This window comes from Dyadobacter soli (assembly GCF_900101885.1).
GTDB lineage: Bacteria > Bacteroidota > Bacteroidia > Cytophagales > Spirosomataceae > Dyadobacter > Dyadobacter soli.
On the sequence record NZ_FNAN01000002.1, the window covers coordinates 281,072 to 301,788 of the forward strand.

Annotated in this window: 13 protein-coding genes; 5 read left to right on the forward strand and 8 right to left on the reverse strand. The window is 48.3% G+C overall.

Features of this window, described 5'->3' with window-relative positions; genetic code table 11:
* Positions 1 to 29: 29 nt before the first annotated feature.
* On the reverse strand, positions 30 to 407 hold the full coding sequence (locus tag BLQ88_RS03470; RefSeq protein WP_090146756.1) for a response regulator: 378 nt from the start codon (positions 405 to 407) through the stop codon (positions 30 to 32).
* Positions 408 to 871: 464 nt separating this feature from the next.
* Here BLQ88_RS03470 and BLQ88_RS03475 point away from each other — a divergent pair, with 464 nt between their 5' ends.
* From BLQ88_RS03475 to glgB, 3 genes are read left to right on the forward strand one after another with little or no spacing between them, the layout of a single operon-like run.
* Positions 872 to 2,830, forward strand: a complete 1,959-nt coding sequence (locus tag BLQ88_RS03475; RefSeq protein WP_090146758.1) for an alpha-1,4-glucan--maltose-1-phosphate maltosyltransferase — start codon at positions 872 to 874, stop codon at positions 2,828 to 2,830.
* 8 nt (positions 2,831 to 2,838) lie between these two features.
* The gene (gene treS / locus BLQ88_RS03480) at positions 2,839 to 6,180 is read left to right on the forward strand and encodes a maltose alpha-D-glucosyltransferase (RefSeq protein WP_090146760.1); all 3,342 of its coding nucleotides are present in this window, start codon (positions 2,839 to 2,841) and stop codon (positions 6,178 to 6,180) included.
* Between the two features lie 10 nt (positions 6,181 to 6,190).
* Positions 6,191 to 8,116: a 1,4-alpha-glucan branching protein GlgB gene (gene glgB / locus BLQ88_RS03485; RefSeq protein WP_090146762.1), complete on the forward strand. Its 1,926-nt coding sequence runs from the start codon at positions 6,191 to 6,193 to the stop codon at positions 8,114 to 8,116.
* Between the two features lie 370 nt (positions 8,117 to 8,486).
* On the opposite strand, the gene BLQ88_RS03490 is transcribed toward glgB, so the two are convergent.
* The 4 genes from BLQ88_RS03490 to BLQ88_RS03505 form a co-directional block, all read right to left on the reverse strand.
* The gene (locus BLQ88_RS03490) at positions 8,487 to 8,861 is read right to left on the reverse strand and encodes a hypothetical protein (RefSeq protein WP_090146763.1); all 375 of its coding nucleotides are present in this window, start codon (positions 8,859 to 8,861) and stop codon (positions 8,487 to 8,489) included.
* Positions 8,862 to 8,972: 111 nt separating this feature from the next.
* Positions 8,973 to 10,076, reverse strand: a complete 1,104-nt coding sequence (locus BLQ88_RS03495; protein WP_090146765.1) for a T9SS type A sorting domain-containing protein — start codon at positions 10,074 to 10,076, stop codon at positions 8,973 to 8,975.
* 12 nt (positions 10,077 to 10,088) lie between these two features.
* Positions 10,089 to 12,845 (reverse strand): hypothetical protein, encoded by a 2,757-nt coding sequence (locus tag BLQ88_RS03500; RefSeq protein ID WP_090146767.1) that lies wholly within the window; start codon positions 12,843 to 12,845, stop codon positions 10,089 to 10,091.
* Positions 12,846 to 13,221: 376 nt separating this feature from the next.
* Positions 13,222 to 13,506, reverse strand: coding sequence for a hypothetical protein (locus BLQ88_RS03505; RefSeq protein ID WP_090146769.1), 285 nt, complete (start codon positions 13,504 to 13,506; stop codon positions 13,222 to 13,224).
* A 272-nt stretch (positions 13,507 to 13,778) separates the two neighbouring features.
* Between BLQ88_RS03505 and BLQ88_RS03510 the strand changes: the two genes are divergently transcribed.
* Both BLQ88_RS03510 and BLQ88_RS03515 read left to right on the forward strand, forming a co-directional pair.
* Positions 13,779 to 17,357, forward strand: a complete 3,579-nt coding sequence (locus BLQ88_RS03510; RefSeq protein ID WP_090146771.1) for a histidine kinase — start codon at positions 13,779 to 13,781, stop codon at positions 17,355 to 17,357.
* A gap of 47 nt (positions 17,358 to 17,404) precedes the next feature.
* The gene (locus BLQ88_RS03515) at positions 17,405 to 18,160 is read left to right on the forward strand and encodes a LytR/AlgR family response regulator transcription factor (protein ID WP_090146772.1); all 756 of its coding nucleotides are present in this window, start codon (positions 17,405 to 17,407) and stop codon (positions 18,158 to 18,160) included.
* Between the two features lie 4 nt (positions 18,161 to 18,164).
* On the opposite strand, the gene BLQ88_RS03520 is transcribed toward BLQ88_RS03515, so the two are convergent.
* From BLQ88_RS03520 to BLQ88_RS03530, 3 genes are all read right to left on the reverse strand, one after another.
* Positions 18,165 to 18,551, reverse strand: a complete 387-nt coding sequence (locus BLQ88_RS03520) for a DUF3037 domain-containing protein (RefSeq protein ID WP_090146774.1) — start codon at positions 18,549 to 18,551, stop codon at positions 18,165 to 18,167.
* On the reverse strand, positions 18,541 to 19,326 hold the full coding sequence (locus BLQ88_RS03525) for a HipA family kinase (protein ID WP_090146776.1): 786 nt from the start codon (positions 19,324 to 19,326) through the stop codon (positions 18,541 to 18,543). Before BLQ88_RS03525 ends, BLQ88_RS03520 begins: the two co-directional genes overlap by 11 nt.
* Positions 19,327 to 19,440: 114 nt before the next feature.
* Entirely contained in the window at positions 19,441 to 20,703 is a 1,263-nt protein-coding gene (locus BLQ88_RS03530; RefSeq protein WP_090146777.1) for a hypothetical protein, read from the reverse strand.
* Positions 20,704 to 20,717 lie beyond the last annotated feature (14 nt).

Consider the following 20,717-nt stretch of genomic DNA (forward strand, 5'->3'; position numbering starts at 1 on the left):
ATGCCAGCAACCGGTCAAAGGGCGGGAAATTATGATTTGAGGAGCTCTCTCAGCAGGGGTATTTCAAGGGGTTTCGAGAGAAGTTGGATAATGTAGGGGTTTGCCTCTGCTTGCTCGATGTCGGAAAGGTCGACGGTAGACGAAATCATGAACAGCCGAATACGCTTTCGGAGCGCTATCGGCAGTAGTCCATACTGTTCGGTGAATTCGAAACCGTTGAGCCCAGGCATCTGGAGGTCGAGCAGGATCACCGTCTCAGGCATATTCACATCCTGTTCACGGAGGTGATCTATCGCCTGTTGCGCCGAACTGAACGTCCTTACCGTATCAGTCAAACCGCTTTTTAAGAGCAGTTTTTCCTGGGTAAACTGGTCGAACACACTGTCGTCTACGATAATAAATTCCATTTTAGTTAAGAGAACGGTACTGAATTTCACACTAACAACCCACGCTAATCAGATTCGTCCTGCCTCTACACATATTCCTTTTGTAGAAGTAGTTGTCGCAAATAAGCTACAAAGGTTTAAAATCTAACCGATTAGTCGGCAAATATGACACAATACTTTCGCCCGGTCGCGATTTTTAGTACAAATCTGGTCACAAATGCCGGGCAGTGCTATCGTTATTAGGCGAACGGTCACTGCCTGATTATCCGGCCCGTTGGACGGCCATCGTTGACTGGTGAAATCTGATGGAAGTGGGCTACTGAATGTAAAAGTTACTGAATAGTTTTTTTACTCCCAAGTTAAAATCCCGATTTCGCTGCGACGCCTTTTAACCTGGGCTTACCTCATTTTACCGCAATCCGGTTGGCACGATTTTGATTGTCTTTCGGGACATTCATCATACAACAACTAAAAACCGATTGACAATGAGCACGCTGGACGGCAGAAAGCGAGTGGTGATCAGCAACGTCAGGCCACAGGTAGAAGAAGGCAGGTTTCCCGCCAGACGGGCGATTGGGGAAAGCATCACATTCTCGGCGGACATCGTTGCCGACGGTCACGACGCCGTCGCGGCCAGTGTGATATACCGCCACGCGACGGATCAGCGCTGGTATGAAGTGACTATGTCGCACGCCGGCAACGACCATTGGCATGCCACCTGGACGCCCGAAAAAGAGGGTTTTTATGAATACCGCTTTACAGGCTGGGTTGATCATTTCACGACCTGGAAAAAGGGACTGGTCAAAAAATTCGATGCCAATCAGGATATAACGGTCGAGCTCCGGATCGGCGCCGATATTTTAAAAGAAGCTGCCGGACTTGCCGCAGCGGATTATAGGCCCGCATTTGAAACATGGACCGCCGCGCTGGCAAATGCTGCCAGTCCGCAGGAGGCTGTCGACCTCGCGCTCAGCGATGCGTTGGCCGAAGCCATGTCGAAGATCCGGTACACCGACCGTATCAGCGTTTTTGACCAGACATTCCGTTTGGAAATAGAGCGCAAAAAGGCGGGTTTCAGCTCCTGGTATGAATTGTTCCCACGTTCGGCGGCCGAGGTTCCGTGCCGGCACGGCACTTTCCGCGATGTAGCCGGATTGTTGCCGAAAGTTGCCAAAATGGGCTTTGATACCCTTTACTTCCCGCCCATTCACCCGATCGGTGAAATGAAGCGGAAGGGTAAAAACAATTCGCTTGTCCCCTCCTCCACCGACCCAGGATCTCCCTGGGCAATCGGTAACCGGCTAGGCGGCCACAAAGCCGTACATCCCGAACTGGGTACCATCGAGGATTTCACAGAACTCGTTGCGCAGGCGAAAGAGCTTGGGATTGAAATAGCCATGGACATCGCGTACCAATGCGCGCCCGACCACCCGTATGTAAAGGAACATCCGCAATGGTTCAAGTGGCGTCCCGACGGCACGGTGCAGTACGCCGAAAATCCGCCCAAAAAGTATGAAGATATTCTTCCATTCGATTTTGAAACACAAGACTGGCAGAATCTCTGGAACGAACTTAAAAGCGTCATCGATTTCTGGATCGGCCACGGCGTCAATGTGTTCCGGATCGACAACCCCCATACCAAGGCATTTCTGTTCTGGGAATGGATGATAGCCGAAGTACGAAAGGTGAACCCGCAGGTGATCTTCCTCGCAGAGGCATTCACCCGCCCGCGCGTTATGGAGCGACTCGCGAAAATCGGGTTCAACCAGTCATACACCTATTTTACCTGGCGTAACAGCAAGTGGGAACTGGAACAATACCTTTATGAACTCACCAAGACCGACCAGCAATACTATTTCCGCCCCAATTTCTGGCCGAATACGCCGGACATTCTGCCGCACCATCTCGTGGAAGGTGGCGAGAATATGCACATTATCCGGTTCATTCTTGCCGCGACACTTTCATCTAACTATGGATTGTATGGACCTGTGTATGAATACGGTATCAATACGCCGCATCCCGGAAAGGAAGAGTACACCGACAACGAGAAGTACGAAATCAAGCATTGGGACTGGGACCGTTACAGCCGCACGCGTGAGATCATTACCCGCGTGAACCGCATTCGAAAGGCCTACACCGCATTGCAATCGACCTGGAATATCGACTTCAATGAAACCAATAATGAACGGGTGATCAGCTACACCAAGTTAGCGCCGGACGGCGGCGAATCGTTGATCATAGCCGTCAACCTGGACCATTACCACACGCAGGGCGCACACATTAAGGTGCCGCTGCACCAGTTCGGTATCGGGCACGATCAGCCGTACCTCATCCGCGATATGCTGAGCGGGGAAAAGTACAAATGGAGGGGGGAATACAACTACATCCAGATAAATCCCTTCGAAATGCCGGCACACATTCTTAAAGTTGAACGATTGAATTGAGAGAGCATATGGAATACAGGAAAGGAATGCCCGAGAAAAATCTGCATTGGTATAAAGATGCAATCATTTATGAACTACACATCAAAGCCTTCAAGGACGGTAACTGCGACGGCATAGGCGATTTCAAAGGCTTGCTGGAACAGCTCGATTACCTGCAAGATCTGGGCGTTACGGCCATCTGGCTGCTTCCCTTCTACCCTTCGCCCCTCCGCGACGATGGTTATGACATTGCCGATTACTATACGATCAACCCGTCCTACGGGGATATTCACGAGTTCAAAACCTTCCTGCGCGAGGCGCACAAGCGGGGATTGAAGGTCATTACTGAGCTGGTGATCAACCATACTTCCGACCAGCACCCGTGGTTCCAAAGGGCGCGGCGCGCGCCGAAAGGCTCGGCTTACCGTAATTTTTACGTGTGGACAGACGATCCGAAGCAGTTCAAAGATGCCCGCATTATTTTTCAGGACTATGAAAAATCCAACTGGACCTGGGACAATGAGGCCGAGCAATACTATTGGCACCGCTTCTTCCATCACCAGCCTGATCTGAATTATGATAGCCTGGATGTGCAGGAGGAAATTTTCAAAATCATCAATTTCTGGTGTAAAATGGGCGTCGACGGCTTCCGGCTCGACGCTGTGCCTTATCTTTTTGAAAGGGATGGCACCAATTGCGAGAACCTTCCGGAGACACACGCCTATTTGAAAAAACTCCGGAAATACGTCGATGATCGCTATCCGGGCACATTGCTGCTTGCCGAAGCGAATATGTGGCCCGAGGATTCGGCCGCCTATTTCGGTGATGGTGATGAGTGCCAGATGAACTACCATTTCCCGATCATGCCTCGGATGTTTATGTCGCTGCAAATGGAAGACCGCTACCCGCTTACCGATATTTTCGACCAGACGCCGGCTATCCCGGACAATTGTCAATGGGGGATTTTCCTCCGCAACCACGATGAACTGACGCTCGAAATGGTGACCGACGAGGAGCGCGATTATATGTATAAGGTGTATGTCAAAGATCCGAAGGCACGCATTAACCTCGGTATCCGGCACCGGCTTGCGCCATTGATGGAAAACAACCGGAAGAAGATCGAGTTACTGAACAGCCTGCTGTTTACATTCCCCGGCACGCCCATTATTTATTATGGCGACGAAATCGGGATGGGGGATAATTTCTACCTCGGCGACCGCGATGGCGTGCGCACACCCATGCAATGGAGCCCCGACCGGAATGCCGGATTTTCGCAGGCCAATCCTCAGCGCCTGTACCTGCCGCTGATCCTCGATCCGCAATACCATTACGAGTCGGTGAATGTGGAGTTACAATCGCGAAACTCGTCGTCGCTGCTTTGGTGGATGCGGCGGGCTATCAGCACCCGCAAAAAGTATAAGGCATTCAGCCGCGGTGATATCAAATTTCTCAACCACGAGAATGCGAAAGTGCTTGCATTTACCCGCACTTACGAAAACGAAACGATGTTGGTAATCGCCAACCTTTCAAGATTCCCGCAACCTGTGGAGCTCGACCTGGATCAGTACAAGGGTTTTCAACCGGTAGAAATATATAGTAAAAACAAATTCCCCGGTGTAAAGGACAACACCCCCTATTTCTTCACATTGGAAGCGTATGGATGCCAATGCTTTTTAATGGAAAAAACGCATCCGGAAATCGATGAGAATGAAGAATTACCATTGGTTAAACTCGACAAATGGAAAGATTTGCTCGAACCGGCTGTCCTTGAAAGGCTTGAAAATCAGATTTTGCCTCCCTACCTCATGAAAATGAGATGGTTTGGCGGAAAAGGGAAGGGTTTGGACCGCGTACATATTGTGTCGCACGCCGCCATTCCGCTCGGCGACAACCCGCCGTGCTTTTTGCTTCTGCTGGAAACGTCCTACCGGAACGATCTGCCTGAGATGTACCAGCTTCCGGTAGCGTTCGGCAAGGAGCCTTTCGCATTTAATGTCCGGGAAAACTGTCCACAGGCCGTGCTGGCCCGTATTCAGATCAAAGGCGAGGAAGAAGGCGTGCTATTCGACGGCATTTACGGTCTGGAACTGCAACAGGCATTGATCCAGAACATGGCCGGCAATGAGCGTGTGCATGCGAAAGAAAGTCAGATCCATTTTTCAGGTCATCGGCATCTTGCCCAGCATGTGCGGGAAACCGACCGCATTAAGCCACGGGTGCTTTCGGGAGAGCAGAGCAACACGTCCATTACCTACGACGGCAAATATTTTTTCAAGCTCTACCGCAAGGTCGACCGGGCTATCAATCCCGATGTCGAAATTACGCAATACCTTACCAACAAGGCCAAGTTCAAGAACATCCCGGCCTTCATCGGGGCCATTGAATGGAAATATAAAAAGGATTCGATGGTGCTTGGAATGATGCAGGAAATGGTGAGCAATGCCACCGACGCCTGGGCCAATATGCTCGACAGGCTGGATAGTTTCAATGAAAAAGTGCTGTCTACAACCGGCATCGAGCTTCCAACCGAACTTCGCGGAACGCTTACTGAGCCCGTTGCCTATGAAGAAATTCCGGAGATGATGAAAGAATTGCTGGACGTGCATGTAGCCGAGCAAGCGAGGCTGCTGGGTGTGCGCACGGCCGAAATGCACCTTGCGCTGTCGGGCGAGCGGGATAATCCGGATTTCAAACCGGAAGAATTTTCGCTGCATTACCAACGCTCGGTGTACTCGTCGCTGCAATCGCTGGTGCGTGTGGCATTTCAAAGTTTGAACCGGAATATTAAGAAACTGGATCCGGATACCCGGCAGTCGGCCGAACAGGTAATGCAGTTGCGGGAAGAAATACTGGCCGAACTCAAAAAGGTGTACAGCCATAAAATCGACACCGCAAAAATCCGTATCCACGGCGATTACCATCTCGGGCAGGTACTTTTTACAGGCAAGGACTTTGTATTGCTCGATTTTGAAGGTGAACCCGCGCGGAGTTACAGCGAACGGCGATTAAAGCGGTCGGCATTGCGCGACGTCGCAGGGATGCTGCGCTCATTCCACTACGCCGCCCACGGAAGCCTATACCTCGACAACCAGATCAGGCCCGAGGATGTGAGCAAATTGCTCCCGTTTGTGGAACAATGGTACCACTACATGAGCGGCTTTTTCATGAAAGCATACCTGGAAACCGTCGGCGACAGCCCAATCATTCCGCATCAGAAAGGCGATCTGGAAATACTTTTAAGGACATTCCTGCTTCAAAAGGCCATTTACGAGCTCAACTATGAAGTCAACAACCGACCGTCGTGGGTAATGGTGCCGCTGCGGGGCATCCGGGCCATTCTGGACAAGACGGAGGCTGGTGTGACAGTTTAAAAATTGGATTATGACGCAACAACAGGAGAAGCAACCGTTGCTTACCGGCTACGATGTCGATCTATTCCGATCCGGTAAGCATTATCATATTTATAACAAACTCGGCGCGCATGTCCGCGAGGATGCGGGCATACCGGTAACGCATTTCGCGGTTTGGGCACCGAATGCGACGGCAGTTTCCGTGGTCGGCAACTTCAACGGCTGGGACCGCGACGCACACCCGTTCTCGCCGCGCGAGGACGGCTCGGGTATTTGGGAGGGAGCTATTCCAAATGTCGGCCGTGGGGAGCTTTACAAATATTTTATACGCTCCCAAAATGGTTATGAGGTTGAAAAAGGTGACCCTTATGCCGTTTACTGGGAAACGCCTCCACGTACTGCGTCGGTAGTTTGGGATCTCGAATTTGAATGGAACGACCAGTCATGGCTTGAAAAACGGAAGACGCCTGCATTGAACGGGCCTGTTTCGATTTACGAATTACATCTCGGCTCGTGGCGACGGATTCACGAAGAGGAAGGCCGATGGATGACCTATCGCGAGCTGGCGCAGGAACTTCCCGAATATTGCCTGTTTATGGGTTTCACGCATGTGGAATTCCTGCCCGTAATGGAGCATCCGTTTTATGGCTCGTGGGGTTACCAGGTTACCGGCTACTTCGCACCGACCAGTCGCTATGGAACGCCTCAGGATTTTATGTTCCTGATCAATGCGCTCCACGAAGCCGGTATCGGCGTGATCCTCGACTGGGTACCTTCCCATTTCCCAACCGACGAGCACGGGCTGGGCTATTTTGACGGTTCGCACCTTTACGAGCATTCCGATCCGCGCCAGGGCTTTCACCCCGACTGGAAAAGCGCTATTTTCAACTACGGACGTCACGAGGTTAAAAGCTTCCTCATTTCCAATGCGCTTTACTGGCTCGATAAATTCCATATCGACGGCCTGCGCGTCGACGCCGTTGCCTCGATGCTCTACCTCGACTATTCACGTAAGGAAGGCGAATGGATTCCAAACCGCTACGGCGGCCGCGAGAACCTGGAAGCCATCGATTTTCTGAGGGAATTTAATGCAGCCGTGCATCAATCCTTCCCGGATGTGCTCACCATCGCCGAAGAATCCACCGCCTGGCCTGGTGTTACGCACCCTATCAGCAGTGGAGGGCTCGGGTTTGATCTTAAATGGATGATGGGCTGGATGCATGATTCGCTCTCCTATTTCCAAAAAGACGCCGTTTACCGTTCCTATCACCAGGGACAAATAGCATTCAGCACGCATTACGCATTCTCGGAGCGCTTTGTGTTACCACTTTCGCACGACGAGGTGGTACATGGAAAACGTTCATTACTTCGAAAAATGCCTGGGGATGAATGGCAGCAGTTTGCAAACCTGCGCCTGTTGTACGCGTATATGTACGGGCATCCGGGCGCGAAGTTGCTGTTTATGGGCGGCGAGTTCGGGCAAAACCATGAGTGGCGCCACGATTACAGCCTGGATTGGAATGAAAACAAACATCCTTTGCACGAAGGCATTCAAAGGTTAGTCAAAGACCTCAACAATTTTTACCAGACCGAGCCGGCATTATACGAAAGAAACTTCTCCGGCGAAGGCTTCGAATGGATCGATCACCAGGATGCTACCAATAGTGTACTGGCCTGGACCCGAAAGGGCACATCGCCATCCGACCAACTGCTATTCATTGCCAACTTTACCCCCGTGGTAAGAGAAAACTACCGGATCGGTGTTGGGAAGCCTGGCTACTACGAAGAAGTTTTCAATAGCGACAACCTGCGCTATGGCGGTGCGGACGTAATCAGCCTGGAAGAAATCGAAAGCTATCCTATTCCAAAACACGGCCATCCGCATTCTGTACCGCTAACATTACCTCCACTGGCGGTAATTGTTCTAAAATATTCAAAAGAATTTGAATGGTTGTAAATTAAAACCAACCATAACGAATGTGTAAACAACAATATCACAAATACAAAAAATTCCGAGCACTCAATGCGGCGCTCGGAATATACACTAACACACACTAAATTTTCCTAGACCGACCTGATTACTAGTAGTACTTAATCTTATTTCGCAATACTATCAGGTAAACTAGCCCAAACCAACGCTGCATCAATCGCTTCATGATTATTGTAATTAAAATTGAACAAGGGTAGTATCAAATTACAATCGCATTGGAGAGGTTCTTAATAAATAGATTTGGGTCTCGACGAATATAAATTCACGGCAATAATCGAAGTGACTGCTGTGACAACCAAACCTATTAATAATATCTTTTTCATATTTTCTCTTCGATTTATCTTTTAGTTAGTGTTAATTTATCCTCTTCCAAATCAAGAACTATTTCATTGCAGGTACGGCTAGCTATTGAAAATTCATACTTCGCTTGCGTTCCATTTGAAAACTTTCCTTCGACGACCAGTGAATCATTTTGAATTTTCCAATGGTCTTCTGATTTTAGATACGTACCGAACAACAAACCTTTACTCTCTTTAAAATTCCCATCACTTTCAAATGTAATTTCCTGCGGACCAGTGTGAAGAGAAGTGAGCTCCGCATTCCAGCTACCAACAATTTGATCGGCTAACGGCGGGGGAACGCATTCCTTATCATTCCCGCAAGCACCGGCGATAATCGAAATAAAAGTGATTTTGAGAGTTCTGGTTGTCATCAATGAAATGGTTAAGTGATTCGAAAGAATCCAGCGATGGCGTGGCGTCCCAAAGTGAGCTAAACCGTAAGACGCTCAGCGCCAACCTGGACCATTGCACTGTCCCTAATGTTACCTGGCAATAATCACCTTGTAACTATTAGACTGTCCTCTACGCTTGGACAGTTTCACTACATAGGTTCCGGAGGGTAGATGCTTCACGTTGACCTCCTTCGCCGGCACTGACGGTGATGTATATACTTCAACCCCCTGTGCATTGTATATCTTGATGCTTGTAATGTTATTCCAATCCTCCGTCGATTTAAAACTCAGCTTTTCGCTTACTGGATTGGGGAACAAAGTATAGCCCATTTTCAAGTCAAACTCTACATTCTTGATAGTGCTGAAAGCAAACGTTCCATCCTTGTCGACCATTTTCAGGCGGTATAAATTCTTTCCACCCATCGGGCTTTCGTCGACAGCGGAATAGTGAGCCTCCACTGTACTTTCACCCTTGGCCACCACCGACTTCAATTTTTCCCAAGCTTTGGCATCTCCGCTACGCTGCACTTCGAAGTAGTCGCTATTGGATTCTTCGGATGTGGACCATGCGAGGGTTGCTGTGTTACCTTCACGGGCAGCGGAGAAGTCTACGAGTTTGACTGGAAGGGCAAGGTTTGCCGTTCCCACAATTCTTTTCATAGCTAAGTCTATCTCCAAATTCGTCCAAAAGGCATTAAAATTGCTTCCGTTGTAAGGCCTTATCGTAATCTGATTAGAGGGTAAAACTTTCCCAGAAAAATTTAGAGTGCCGGTTCCCAATATCGCTCCGTTGCCGGGAGGAATGTCGTTCTGAATGGTTCTCGTCAGATTTACACTGAATTTTGCCCAGTTTCCACCATCATTTGGGAGTGGACCCGGCGGGTTGTTAGAAATTCCTCCACCGCTTGAATAGGTTTGATTAGGCACATAACTTGTGTTCGCAAGGATCGTGACGCCCACCGGAACCTGAATATTAGATCGCAGATTCATATATTGCCAATTACTGCTATCGGCATTGGCAACATCATAGTTCATCCCTCTAATTGCCCTGACATCAAAAGTATAACTTGTCGAATCGGCACTGAGCTTTCCGTTCTCATAAACTATCTGAATCGTCGTTTGCGCCTTTACAAATTGGGTCAATCCCAGAATCACAGACAGAAGTGCAACGCATTTTTTAGAAGTCCTAATCATAGTGCAAGTGTTTTAGTAATTAATCAGAGTAGAATAAATATCCAGGTAAAAATTTATATTGAAGAGCGACCCATCAACACCATCAACGAATCCATTCATATTCAGATCAGCGCGATCGTAGACATCATAAATATCACTTTTGAACTGAACATTGAAGTAGGTCCCATCCACGCCATTCACACTGAAATCTTGACTTAAATTTAGATCTCCTACCCGCATACACCATATACCATTCTTTTGAACCATTTGATCTGGGCTACCGAAGTCATTAGAAGCTTGGGACAACGCATTAGTAAAATCATAGCTGACAACTCCTGAGCTAAAATCTTGAATCGGATTACTCATGATTGAAAGGTGGTTCCGATGCTTAATAACGATCCTGACGGGCTTCGACTGACTTGCAAAGGTAGGCTGGGACGTTCCATCAACGTTGCCGATGCTGCCACTTGCAAAGAGAATCAGGCTTTTGGATTCAAGTAAAATAGAAGGATCGACAGCGTCTCTGATTTCTACCTTTACCCAGTCTACCACGTTGCTCATGATGCCTGTATTGTTTATGGTGGGACTTGTTGTACCGTCACCATATGGGCTCACAGTAGGAAGCAAGCCAGAGTTGAAGCCATAATATGTTTGCAAATTATTATGCATAATATCCTCTCCCAAAGTTGTTAATCGTGCTCCTTGAAGAACCACCCGAACATCTAATTGCGGACCTGCACAAGCCTGGTTGCTAACCGTAATCTTCTTGTTCGCGAAGTCATCATCCCCATCAACTTGCACCCCTGACTTGTTGTAACATTGCTTGCTGGTGTTGTAATAAAATGGATAGTAGTCACCTGGCTCTGTTACACTGTTTGGGGTTGCTACCTGCTGTCCGGTATGTTTGCGATTACTATACCATCTAAGCTCCCAGCCATTCGGTATTGGGCCAGAATGCACGGCATTTAGGTTCACACTTCCCGAAACGCAAGTTGATAATTGACATCCGTCCTCATAAGGGCAAGTTGTCGGTACTTGCTTACTTTGCAATTGAAGCACTTGCGGAGGTGAGAAGCATTGATTGGCATTGTCATAAAAAAATGCGAAGCATTGGGGCAGGTAGTCAATTTGTGTTGGTGTTGGAATTGGATTCCCAGTGTGCTGGTCATTTGTATACCAAACCACGCTCAACCCCGCTGGCGGAGCACCGACCACGAAATCATTTAGATTCAGAGGGGGCTCACCTACCTCGCAATAAAAACTAAGTGTTTGTTTCAAAGCAACAGGAGTGGAGCCTGCATTACAAGCCTTTGAAACGTTAACGGACGACTTAGACAACTGAGTATTAAAACAACCATTCTGAGTATCGTGACCGAAGACATAATATTTCCCTGCTCCAACGTGTGTTGGATCGGCAATTGGAGAACCCGTGTGATTTGCCGTAGTATACCATTCCAACACCACGTTGGGGGGCAGGGAAATATTAGACGGAACGAGTTGAGTAAGGTCATACGTTTGAGCTGGGGCAATTATCTTAACATCTGTTTGTAATAGAGGAACCTCATTGGAAGGATCGTTTGGATCGTTGCAACACATTGTTGAACCACCGACTGAAAACATTGCGCTAGTATTAGCTTTGTCAACCGAATAGCATTTATTTTTCGAGTCGAAGTAGAACGCATAGTAGATGCCTACCGGCGCAGCTTGGGGATTGTCAATCGGGAGCCCTTGGTGCTGATCATTTTTAAACCAGTGTACCTTATAATTCGTGGAGGCCACCTGAGCAGTGAGGTCTACACCCATTTGGGTTATACAGTCTATCAGCTTCTGATTGCCAGTGAGTGATACTTGGGCAGGTGTTAGCGGAAAAGTAGCTTTGGCCGTTGAGATTGGAGTATTATAGCAACCTCCTGGCGACTTGTAAAAAGCATAGTAATATTTTCCCGCTGCCTTGGCAGTTGCCGTCTTGGCTTCTTCCTCCGTCAATTGCGTGTAGGAACTATTTGGGTTTACACCCCAGACTGGAACTACACCCGCTGGTGCGGCAGGAGTACTGCTCGTAATAAGATTATACAAATTGGTAGTCTCGCAAGGAAATGGCGTGCTTAGGATATTGCCTCCGTGGAAAAGTGCGACCTGACCGCCCGGGATAACACAATCGAAAGGCTTGGAGTCGATATCAAAATTAATAAGCGAGGTTTGCTGAGCATTTGACGCACCGGATAAATAGAACACGAGGCTTGTTGAAGGTGCAGTGAAAGTTAATGTTTCTTCAATCCATTTTTCAACATTACTACCCGGCACGAAAGTCGTTGTTTTACTAGTTATGCCGCTACCATTTACTGTTTTAACCTCAATATTAGCAGAAGTTGCATAGTCGGTAGGAGGATATCCAGGACTCACATTTATATCCGCGCGGGCTGTCATAACATAATAATGTAATGTATAATTAGCCCCAATCTCGAATCCGCTTACTTCGGCTTTTACTTTATTGGTATTATCCAGTGTTAGAAAAACCCCTGCATTATTTTTACCGACCGCTTTACTGAATGACGGAGGCGGCAAAAATGAATTTATCCACGGTTTGAACAAATACCCACCCACTTTATCAACATTGGAAACCGAAACCGGCCCACCGGCGACAACCGTATAACCCGGAGGGGTACAGTACAAGCACGGCGCGTCCGTATAGGTCTTGGGAAAATTAACGGATAGATTAATATCCTGCGCAAGCGAAACGTTAAGAAACGTCAGTACAATTATTAATGTGTGTAAAATAAACTTCTTCATAATTATATACGTTTGAGTGAATCTAGTTTTCAAAACTTGAATTCGGAAGGTGTTACTTATTCTTTTTGACTTTCATTTGTTCAGCTGATTTAAATTTGATGTTCAAATCTACACTCAACATTCCACTCAAAAAGAATCCGATGAGTATAAGGCAGGCTTCAAAAAACTATCGGTATTTCTTGTAGATACCGTAAATCTGATACCGTAATTATCAATAAAAACCCACCCATCTTACAAGGAATTGTAAAAGAAACCGGCACTCAATTCACAAGCATTTGGATTTAAAAGAAGAAGCCGCGGCAAATTGCCGCGGCTTGGATTCTGACGACCGGTAGAATAAGCCCTTCGCGACAGCGCCGCGGCCAGTGAGCGAGGACTAGCGCCAATTGGGCCGGAAAATAATGAGAAGCAGAATGAAGATGACCGTGACAATGAGCGGTACCGCCATTAGCCAGACCATAACAGATGCGGTCGTCAGGTCGCCTGTATATATAAAGAAGAGAGAAACGAGAATGACTGCACCGATCGACGCCATCACGATCCAGAAGTAATGCCGTGGCTCTTCGGGTTCTTTCTTCCTAATTACATAATACAAGTAGTAGCAACCTACCGCCAGAATAACGGCGCAATCGATAAGGAGGCCTGTTAGGTAAATTTTCATAACAAATCAGTTTTTGATGAATAACTAGTTAACCGGCGGTGTCTTAGGTTAAAGTTGATCGGGAATACCGGATAATAAAAAAGGGATGTATTAACGGCGAACTATCAATGATTGAATGGTCAAACTAGTTACTGCGATGCCACGTATCACCTAAGGGCTCAATCCAGGAGCCACTGCCGTTAAAACAGCCACGGCGGCCTTTCAGTCATTATAGTTTACTTTGGTTTGAGATATAGCTAGCTTACATTTTCATTAGAAAATCCCGGTCCCTCATGTGGTTACGTCTGGCGCTATGGCTTCTGCTTTTTGCTATCTCCGCACTTCGGGTGGAGGCACAGTTTATTTTTCAGAACCTGAACGAGGACGATGGCCTGCTCACGAAGTTTTCAAGATGCTTGTATAAGGATAGAAACGGATTCCTCTGGATTGGGACCGCCGATGGGCTATATAGGTTTGACGGAAATTTTGTCAAACGCTATACAGGCATTAAAAATGAACGGATCGTTGCGACTGCCATTCAGCCGATCGACAACGGGGCCAGGTTACTGATTGGAACACCTGACGGCATCCGTATATTCGATAGCGGAAGCAGCAGCTTCAAGACCGATCCAAGATTTACCGCCGTATCCAGGGAAGCAATTGTCGGAATCAAAAAGGACGGTTATAAAAGGTTGTGGATTTTGTGCGATAAAAAGATATTCCTCTTCCAAGACAATGCAGTTACCTCTATTGAACAAATCCTGCCAGGTGCAGGTCGGCTGTCCGATTTCGAACCTAGCCTTTACAATGGAGGCACCTTCGCCTGGGATTCGCTCAGAAACGGCTTTTGGGTGGGCGGAAAACAATGCTTTTTTATCGATTGCCGGAAGAATATGATTTACGACAGTACCAACTGCCCTTTTTACGCACCATTACTAAAAAAGAGTAACGTTACTGCCATTGCACTCAATTCCCGGCATAATATATGGTATTCGTCACACACCGATTTCCCGATCGGTTACATTGATTTTCAACAGAAGCAAATAACCGGTTACCGGGAGGTTCAGGGAAAGAAAATAGAAACCGCCAGCAACCTGATATTTATCGATAAACAGGACAGGATCTGGACATCTCATTTGAACTATGCCGAATACTTCAAGGAACCTAACAAGCCCATCATCCCGATCCCGTACAGCCAGGACGCCCCTTACTCAATCGCATACCGGCGATTTTATGATGCTATGGAGGATTCGGAAGGCAACCTATGGTTCGCGACCCTCAACGGTGTGAGCAAACTGCAATTCAATTCCCCATTTCGGAACATTTACCGGCTTCCCAATTTCCCCTTTTTCCTGGAAACAGGATTTGCCCAGGCAGGCCATATTTCCGTGTCGGATTCTATCATCTTTGCGTCAAAGCTGGATGGGTTGATACGGCTGGAAAAGGGACGCCCCGGCTTTCAGAGGCATACCGTCAGCCAAGACAGTTTAATCAAGAATTTTTTCCTCATGACTGCCAAAGTAGGACAAAACTGGTGGGCATGCGCAACGTCAGGAGTCTTTTTTCTCCGCAACGGAGGTCCCAGGATCGAGCAAGTGAAGGAGATAAGACGCAGCATTCGCGGAGAGAAAACCAATTTAATTTTTGCGGACCGAAAAGGCAGGATATGGTTTCACGTCGAAAATGATGGCATTTATCGTTTTGACCCTAAAACCAGACAATGTCAACGTTTTGACGGAACCGATCCCAAGAGTGGGCTATTTAAATACACACATGTATCAAGCTTCGTTCAACTCGCAACCGGCGACATCATTTTCTCTATGATCGGCGTTGGGCTACTAAGATTTGCGCTCGACAGTGAACGGTTTTCGTCGATCAGTGTACGTAATCCCGGCAAATTTGTACCTGGTAAAATCATTGAGGACAAAAGCGGTAATATATGGATATCCATTTTGGACCAAGGTGTCTATAAAATGGGTCTCAATGGCAAAGTGCTCGATAGCCTCAACCACAATCTGGACTTTTCTTTTGCCTATTCTGTGAGCCTGGCCCTGGATTCGCGCGGGGCACTTTGGGGCGGCAGTGCGAATGGTCTGTTTTACACTTTCCCCGGCAGTCGGGAAGTTATCCGGGTTAAAATCAATTTAGGCAAAACACTTCAAGACTATTGGTTCCACGTCAGCACGTACAAGGGCATGGTGTACGCGGTTATGCTTGACCACATTGTAGAAATAGATCCTTCCAAATTTTCCTCGATACCTGTTAAACACGCTCCGCTAATTACTTCGTTTCGGGTATTCGGGAAAGAGGTTTCGGATTTTTTGCATTCGGGAATCGAGTTGGAGCCAGATCAGGACTTTGTTACGTTTCAGTATGCTTCGCTGTACCATCGCGATATCCCTTCCCTCCAATATAGTTATCAATTGGAAGGCATCGACAAAAATTGGGTAAACGCCGGGCGAAATTTGTCTGTCAGTTACAACAGCCTGGGCCACGGTGACTATGTTTTTAAAGTGAGAAGCACAGGTCAGGATGGCAAATGGATGAAACAGATTACGACAATCCCCATCCGGGTTCTACCCAACTGGTGGCAAACCTGGTGGTTTTTCGTGCTGGTCGGTGTGCTTACATGTACCTTCATCGACCTGGCTTACACCGGATATCTGGGCCGGAAACACAAGGCACAAAATGTCAAAGCAATCGAGTACTTCTTGAATTCAGTGTATGGAGATAATTCAGTTACCGAAATTTGCTGGGATATAGCGCGCAATTGTACCTCCCAATTGCATTTTGAAGATTGCACCGTCTTTTTATGGGATGAGAGCAAGCAAAAATTAGTGCAAAAAGCTGCCCACAGTTCTGTGAACAATAGTGAGAGCGAAATCGTCGACCCGCTGGAAATAGAATTGGGGAAAGGCATTGTGGGTATCGCGGGCAGCTGTAAAAAGACAATCATTGTCCCCGACACCACGGTAGACAAAGACTATGTACGTCACGACGCCAGCAAACTTTCAGAAATTGCCGTCCCTATTCTGCATGAAGGAAAACTCATCGGCGTATTAGATTCAGAGCACAGTAAGAAAGATTTCTTCACCAATGATCAAGTGCACACCCTGGTCACTATCGCATCCATCAATGCAAATAAAATTGCAGAGGCACAGGCGGAAGAAGCGAGCGCCCAAAAGGAAATCATGCTCCTGGAAATCAACCGGATGCTTGCAGAAAGCCAATTAATGGCGCTCAGGGCTCAAATGAATCCGCATTTCGTGTTCAACTGCCTGAACAGCATCCAGGAGTGCATTGTCACGCAGAAGTATCGCGAGGCGAGCAAGTACCTCAACAAATTTTCGAAACTCTTCCGGATGGTACTCAACAACTCCGACCGGAACCTGGTGACGATCGAGGAAGAGAAAAACGTGCTCGAACTATATCTCGAACTTGAACAAATGCGGTTCGAACAGAGCTTCGTTTACCGCATCGATATCGACGACGAGTTGGAAGCCGACGATATCCTCCTGCCCTCGATGCTTTTACAGCCGTACGTTGAAAATGCAATCTGGCACGGACTCATGCATAAAGATGGCTACCGCGAACTAAAAATCTCTTTCGACCGCATCGACGAGGAAATTTTCCAATGCAAAATCGATGATAACGGGGTTGGCCGGCAGAAGTCGTTTGAGATCCGCGAACGGAATGCTACCACCAGGCCGCACAAGTCAAAAGGCTTGCAGATTGCCAAAGACCGCCTTACGCTGATCGACCGGCAAGGCCAGCATGCTTCGGTTGAAATCGTGGATAAATATGATTCGAACGACATCGCTACTGGCACCATGATCGTGATCGAGCTTTCCACTTCCCTGGAAAATACCTGAAATACAAACAAGCACACCCATTTTACACATTAAATACACCTGAACTTATGTTAAAAACACTAATCATCGATGACGAGCAGAAAGCACGCAATGTTCTGAACCACTACCTGAGCACTTCGATTTCGCATGAAGTCGATGTGCGCCATGCGGAATCGGTACAAGACGCACTGAAAGTACTGGACGGCTTCCAGCCTGACATTGTTTTTCTGGACGTTGAAATGCCGCACCAGAACGGATTCGAATTTTTGCTGGCCCGGAAAAATCCGCCTTACGACATTGTTTTTACAACCGCCTTCAATCAATATGCGATTCAGGCGATCCGGTTCAGCGCATTGGACTATCTGTTGAAACCCGTCGATCCGGAAGAACTGCAATCGGCGATCGACCGCCATCTCGAAAAGACAAAAGGCAAACCGAAACAGGAAACGCAACAGCTCTACGACAACCTGGTCCACAATATCGAAAAGAAGAATATCAGGGAGTTCCGGCTGGCGGTGCCATCGAGCGAGGGCGTGTTCTTCTTCACACTGGATGAAATTCTCCGGCTCGAAGCCGATAAGAATTACACGGCCATTCACCTCGTAGGCAAGCGGCCGTTCCTGGCCAGCAAAACCCTCAAACATTTCGATGAGATGCTGGGGGAATTCAATTTCATCCGTACGCACAAATCGCACCTGGTGAATCCGAAATACATCAAGCAGGTAACGCACAACAACCAATTTCTGCTGCTTTCAGACGGTTCGCGGATCGAGATTTCACGCCGTAAAAAAGAACTCGTGCAGCAGTACCTGAAACTGAAATGATGGCCTACTTAACCTGCTGCACGAAAAGCAGGTTCAATGTATCTTCCGGGTCGGCGCAAAACCCCGGATGGACTTTGGATGTCTGCAAAACCGTACTGCGTGTGGCCGTCAGCCAACGGAATCGCGACGCGGCGGGTAATGCGGCGATAGGGCTACCACATTGCCGGTTACCCTCGCAAATCTGCCTGAATGCATGGAGGTAATCTTCAACCTCGGCCAAATCAGTTTCTCGCGCAAAAGCGCCAAAGCGATCCTGGTCGATTTCTGAAATACATTTAAGAAAACCACGGGAAGGACAGTACAGCACGACGCCGACATTGATGAACTCCTCCCGCTCCACACGCGGCACAATGCGTAAAACCGCATATTCGTATAAAAATCTATCTGGCATCACGCGCTCCTTTCACAAAGATTTCGGACACAGACAGGCGGGCCTGCAAATAAGAAATGTAGGCCTGCCGGTGTTCATCGGCCGATTCAAATGGAGAATCGTTCAGCAGCCAATCATCAGGAATCAGGGACACCACGGCCGGTATAATGCCGCCTGCCAGCCGTCCGCTGAATTCGGCATTCACCTCGTCTAGCATGGACGCGCTCCGAAGCAATACATGATCTTTGATTTGCACAAAGGGTCTCCGGGCCTGCTCTTCCCAATTCTGCCAGGAATGGTGAAAATAAAGCGCCGCTCCGTGGTCGATCAGCCAGAGCTCCTTGTGCCACATGAGCATATTGGTATTGCGGGCCGTGCGGTCGACATTGGTCAGAAAGCTATCGAGCCAAACGATTTCCGACGCCAGACGTGGTTCCACCTTGGTGACCACCGGGTCAAATGTAATCGCGCCCGAGAGGTAATGCATGGCCAGATTAAGGCCCGTGCTCGCTTTGAGCAGATCCTGGATCTCCTCATCGGGCTCTGTCCTGCCGAAGCCCTCATCGAGGTTCGCGAAAACAATTTCGGGTACTTTGAGCCCCAGAAAACGGGCCAACTCCCCTCCTATCAGTTCGGAAATCAATGCTTTGGTCCCCTGCCCGGCACCTCTGAACTTCAATACATAAAGGAAATCGTCGTCGGCCTCCGCAATGGCGGGAAGCGAGCCGCCTTCCCTGAGTGGCGTCAGGTAGCGAAGCACATTCACGGTTCGCAAGCTCAAAAGATCGTTATTCACTGGAAGCAGCTAAGTCTGTTGAAAGCGCCGAAGTTAGTGATTTTGGAAAAAATTCTGCGCTGATTAATTCTCGACCGCTTTCGTTCTGCACTTTTTTATGGACAGAAATACTGTTTACAGTGCTTCAAAAACTGCTTTTCCGCCCGATTGCAGGCTTACTTTCCGCACCGAGCCCGTCCCACGGAAACCAAACGCCACACCCAGAACGCGGATAGGCCGATTAGGAACCGGAAACTCAAAAGCCTGCCGACCATCGATCGCATACCGGATCTTTCCGCCCGACGCAGCGCATGAAACGCGCACCCATTCCGAAAAATCGACCCCTAATGCCGACAAATCCGCCTTCTTGCCGGAAACGTAGTTGTCCACGCTCATCAGGTTAAGATCCGAGACGCATCCTTTGGCCGACAATGGTATCACAATGGGCATGTCGTCGGTGAGCAGCGAAATGTAGGTTAGCTGGCAAGCTGCGGCGCCTTCGTTGTATTCATTTTTAATTTCAGTTGAAAAAGAAAAATCCGCGATCGGTACCGGCTCGAAATTGCCGACATTGAAATACTTGATCACCGGTGGCTCTGGCTGCAAAGCGATATTTTTCTGTTCGATAATGCTGGTACTGATCCCAATGCCGTCCGCACGCAAAAACTCCTCTTTCTTCAAGTACACCGGCATTTTAGGCTGGTCGATCAGTCCCGACCAGCCATCGGTACCCACGACGAGTTTGTGCTGCTGCACCACCTGGTCTCCGATCAGCAGTTTGGCCTGATAACTGCCCGGTTCATAATACACCGAGGTGTGCTTGTGAAGGTTTTTATCGACAAGAACCCTTTTGGTATCGTCCCACGACTGCTGGATGAACACGGAATCCGTCGGTGAGGCAGAAGCGTCGTAGGTAAAAATAACCGAGTTGGGAATACCGCGGGTTACCGAGCGGCTTTCAAAAGAGTAGGCGCTCTTTTCCAGTTGCGGTTCTCCTTTATCAAATGCGAGCATACTCGCCAGGATGATCACCACAACGGCCGTTGCAATCCAGGCGAGCCGCTTCCAGCTCCGCGGTTTTTCCGAAGTACTTACCTCCGCAATTACCTCGCTTTGTGCCGCCACAGGACTGTTTTGTTTCACAAATGCGCGCCAGTCGCCCGAGCCTGCAAACCGCGCGAGCGTGTTGAGCGTCGTGCCGCTGGGTAAGTGGTTGTATTCAGTCCGCCCCCAAATGCGGCGGAGCGTACTCATGCTGAGCGACACCCCGGTTTCTTTCAGGATCAGCTCGCTCAGGTTCTCGAAATCGGCCGTCTGCCAGCTGTCCGCAGAGCCCCAGCCCAGCTTTTCTTCGATGACAGCCTTGCAACGCTGCAATTCATTTATTTCAGAAACCATTGTGAATGAGCGTG

Coding starts and splice junctions, on each gene's coding strand:
- BLQ88_RS03490 (WP_090146763.1), bottom strand. CDS start 8,861: ATGACAACCAGAACTCTCAAAATCACTTTTATTTCGATTATCGCCGGT.
- BLQ88_RS03475 (WP_090146758.1), top strand. CDS start 872: ATGAGCACGCTGGACGGCAGAAAGCGAGTGGTGATCAGCAACGTCAGG.
- glgB (WP_090146762.1), top strand. CDS start 6,191: ATGACGCAACAACAGGAGAAGCAACCGTTGCTTACCGGCTACGATGTC.
- BLQ88_RS03505 (WP_090146769.1), bottom strand. CDS start 13,506: ATGAAAATTTACCTAACAGGCCTCCTTATCGATTGCGCCGTTATTCTG.
- BLQ88_RS03530 (WP_090146777.1), bottom strand. CDS start 20,703: ATGGTTTCTGAAATAAATGAATTGCAGCGTTGCAAGGCTGTCATCGAA.
- BLQ88_RS03515 (WP_090146772.1), top strand. CDS start 17,405: ATGTTAAAAACACTAATCATCGATGACGAGCAGAAAGCACGCAATGTT.
- BLQ88_RS03510 (WP_090146771.1), top strand. CDS start 13,779: ATGTGGTTACGTCTGGCGCTATGGCTTCTGCTTTTTGCTATCTCCGCA.
- BLQ88_RS03520 (WP_090146774.1), bottom strand. CDS start 18,551: ATGCCAGATAGATTTTTATACGAATATGCGGTTTTACGCATTGTGCCG.
- BLQ88_RS03470 (WP_090146756.1), bottom strand. CDS start 407: ATGGAATTTATTATCGTAGACGACAGTGTGTTCGACCAGTTTACCCAG.
- BLQ88_RS03495 (WP_090146765.1), bottom strand. CDS start 10,076: ATGATTAGGACTTCTAAAAAATGCGTTGCACTTCTGTCTGTGATTCTG.
- treS (WP_090146760.1), top strand. CDS start 2,839: ATGGAATACAGGAAAGGAATGCCCGAGAAAAATCTGCATTGGTATAAA.
- BLQ88_RS03500 (WP_090146767.1), bottom strand. CDS start 12,845: ATGAAGAAGTTTATTTTACACACATTAATAATTGTACTGACGTTTCTT.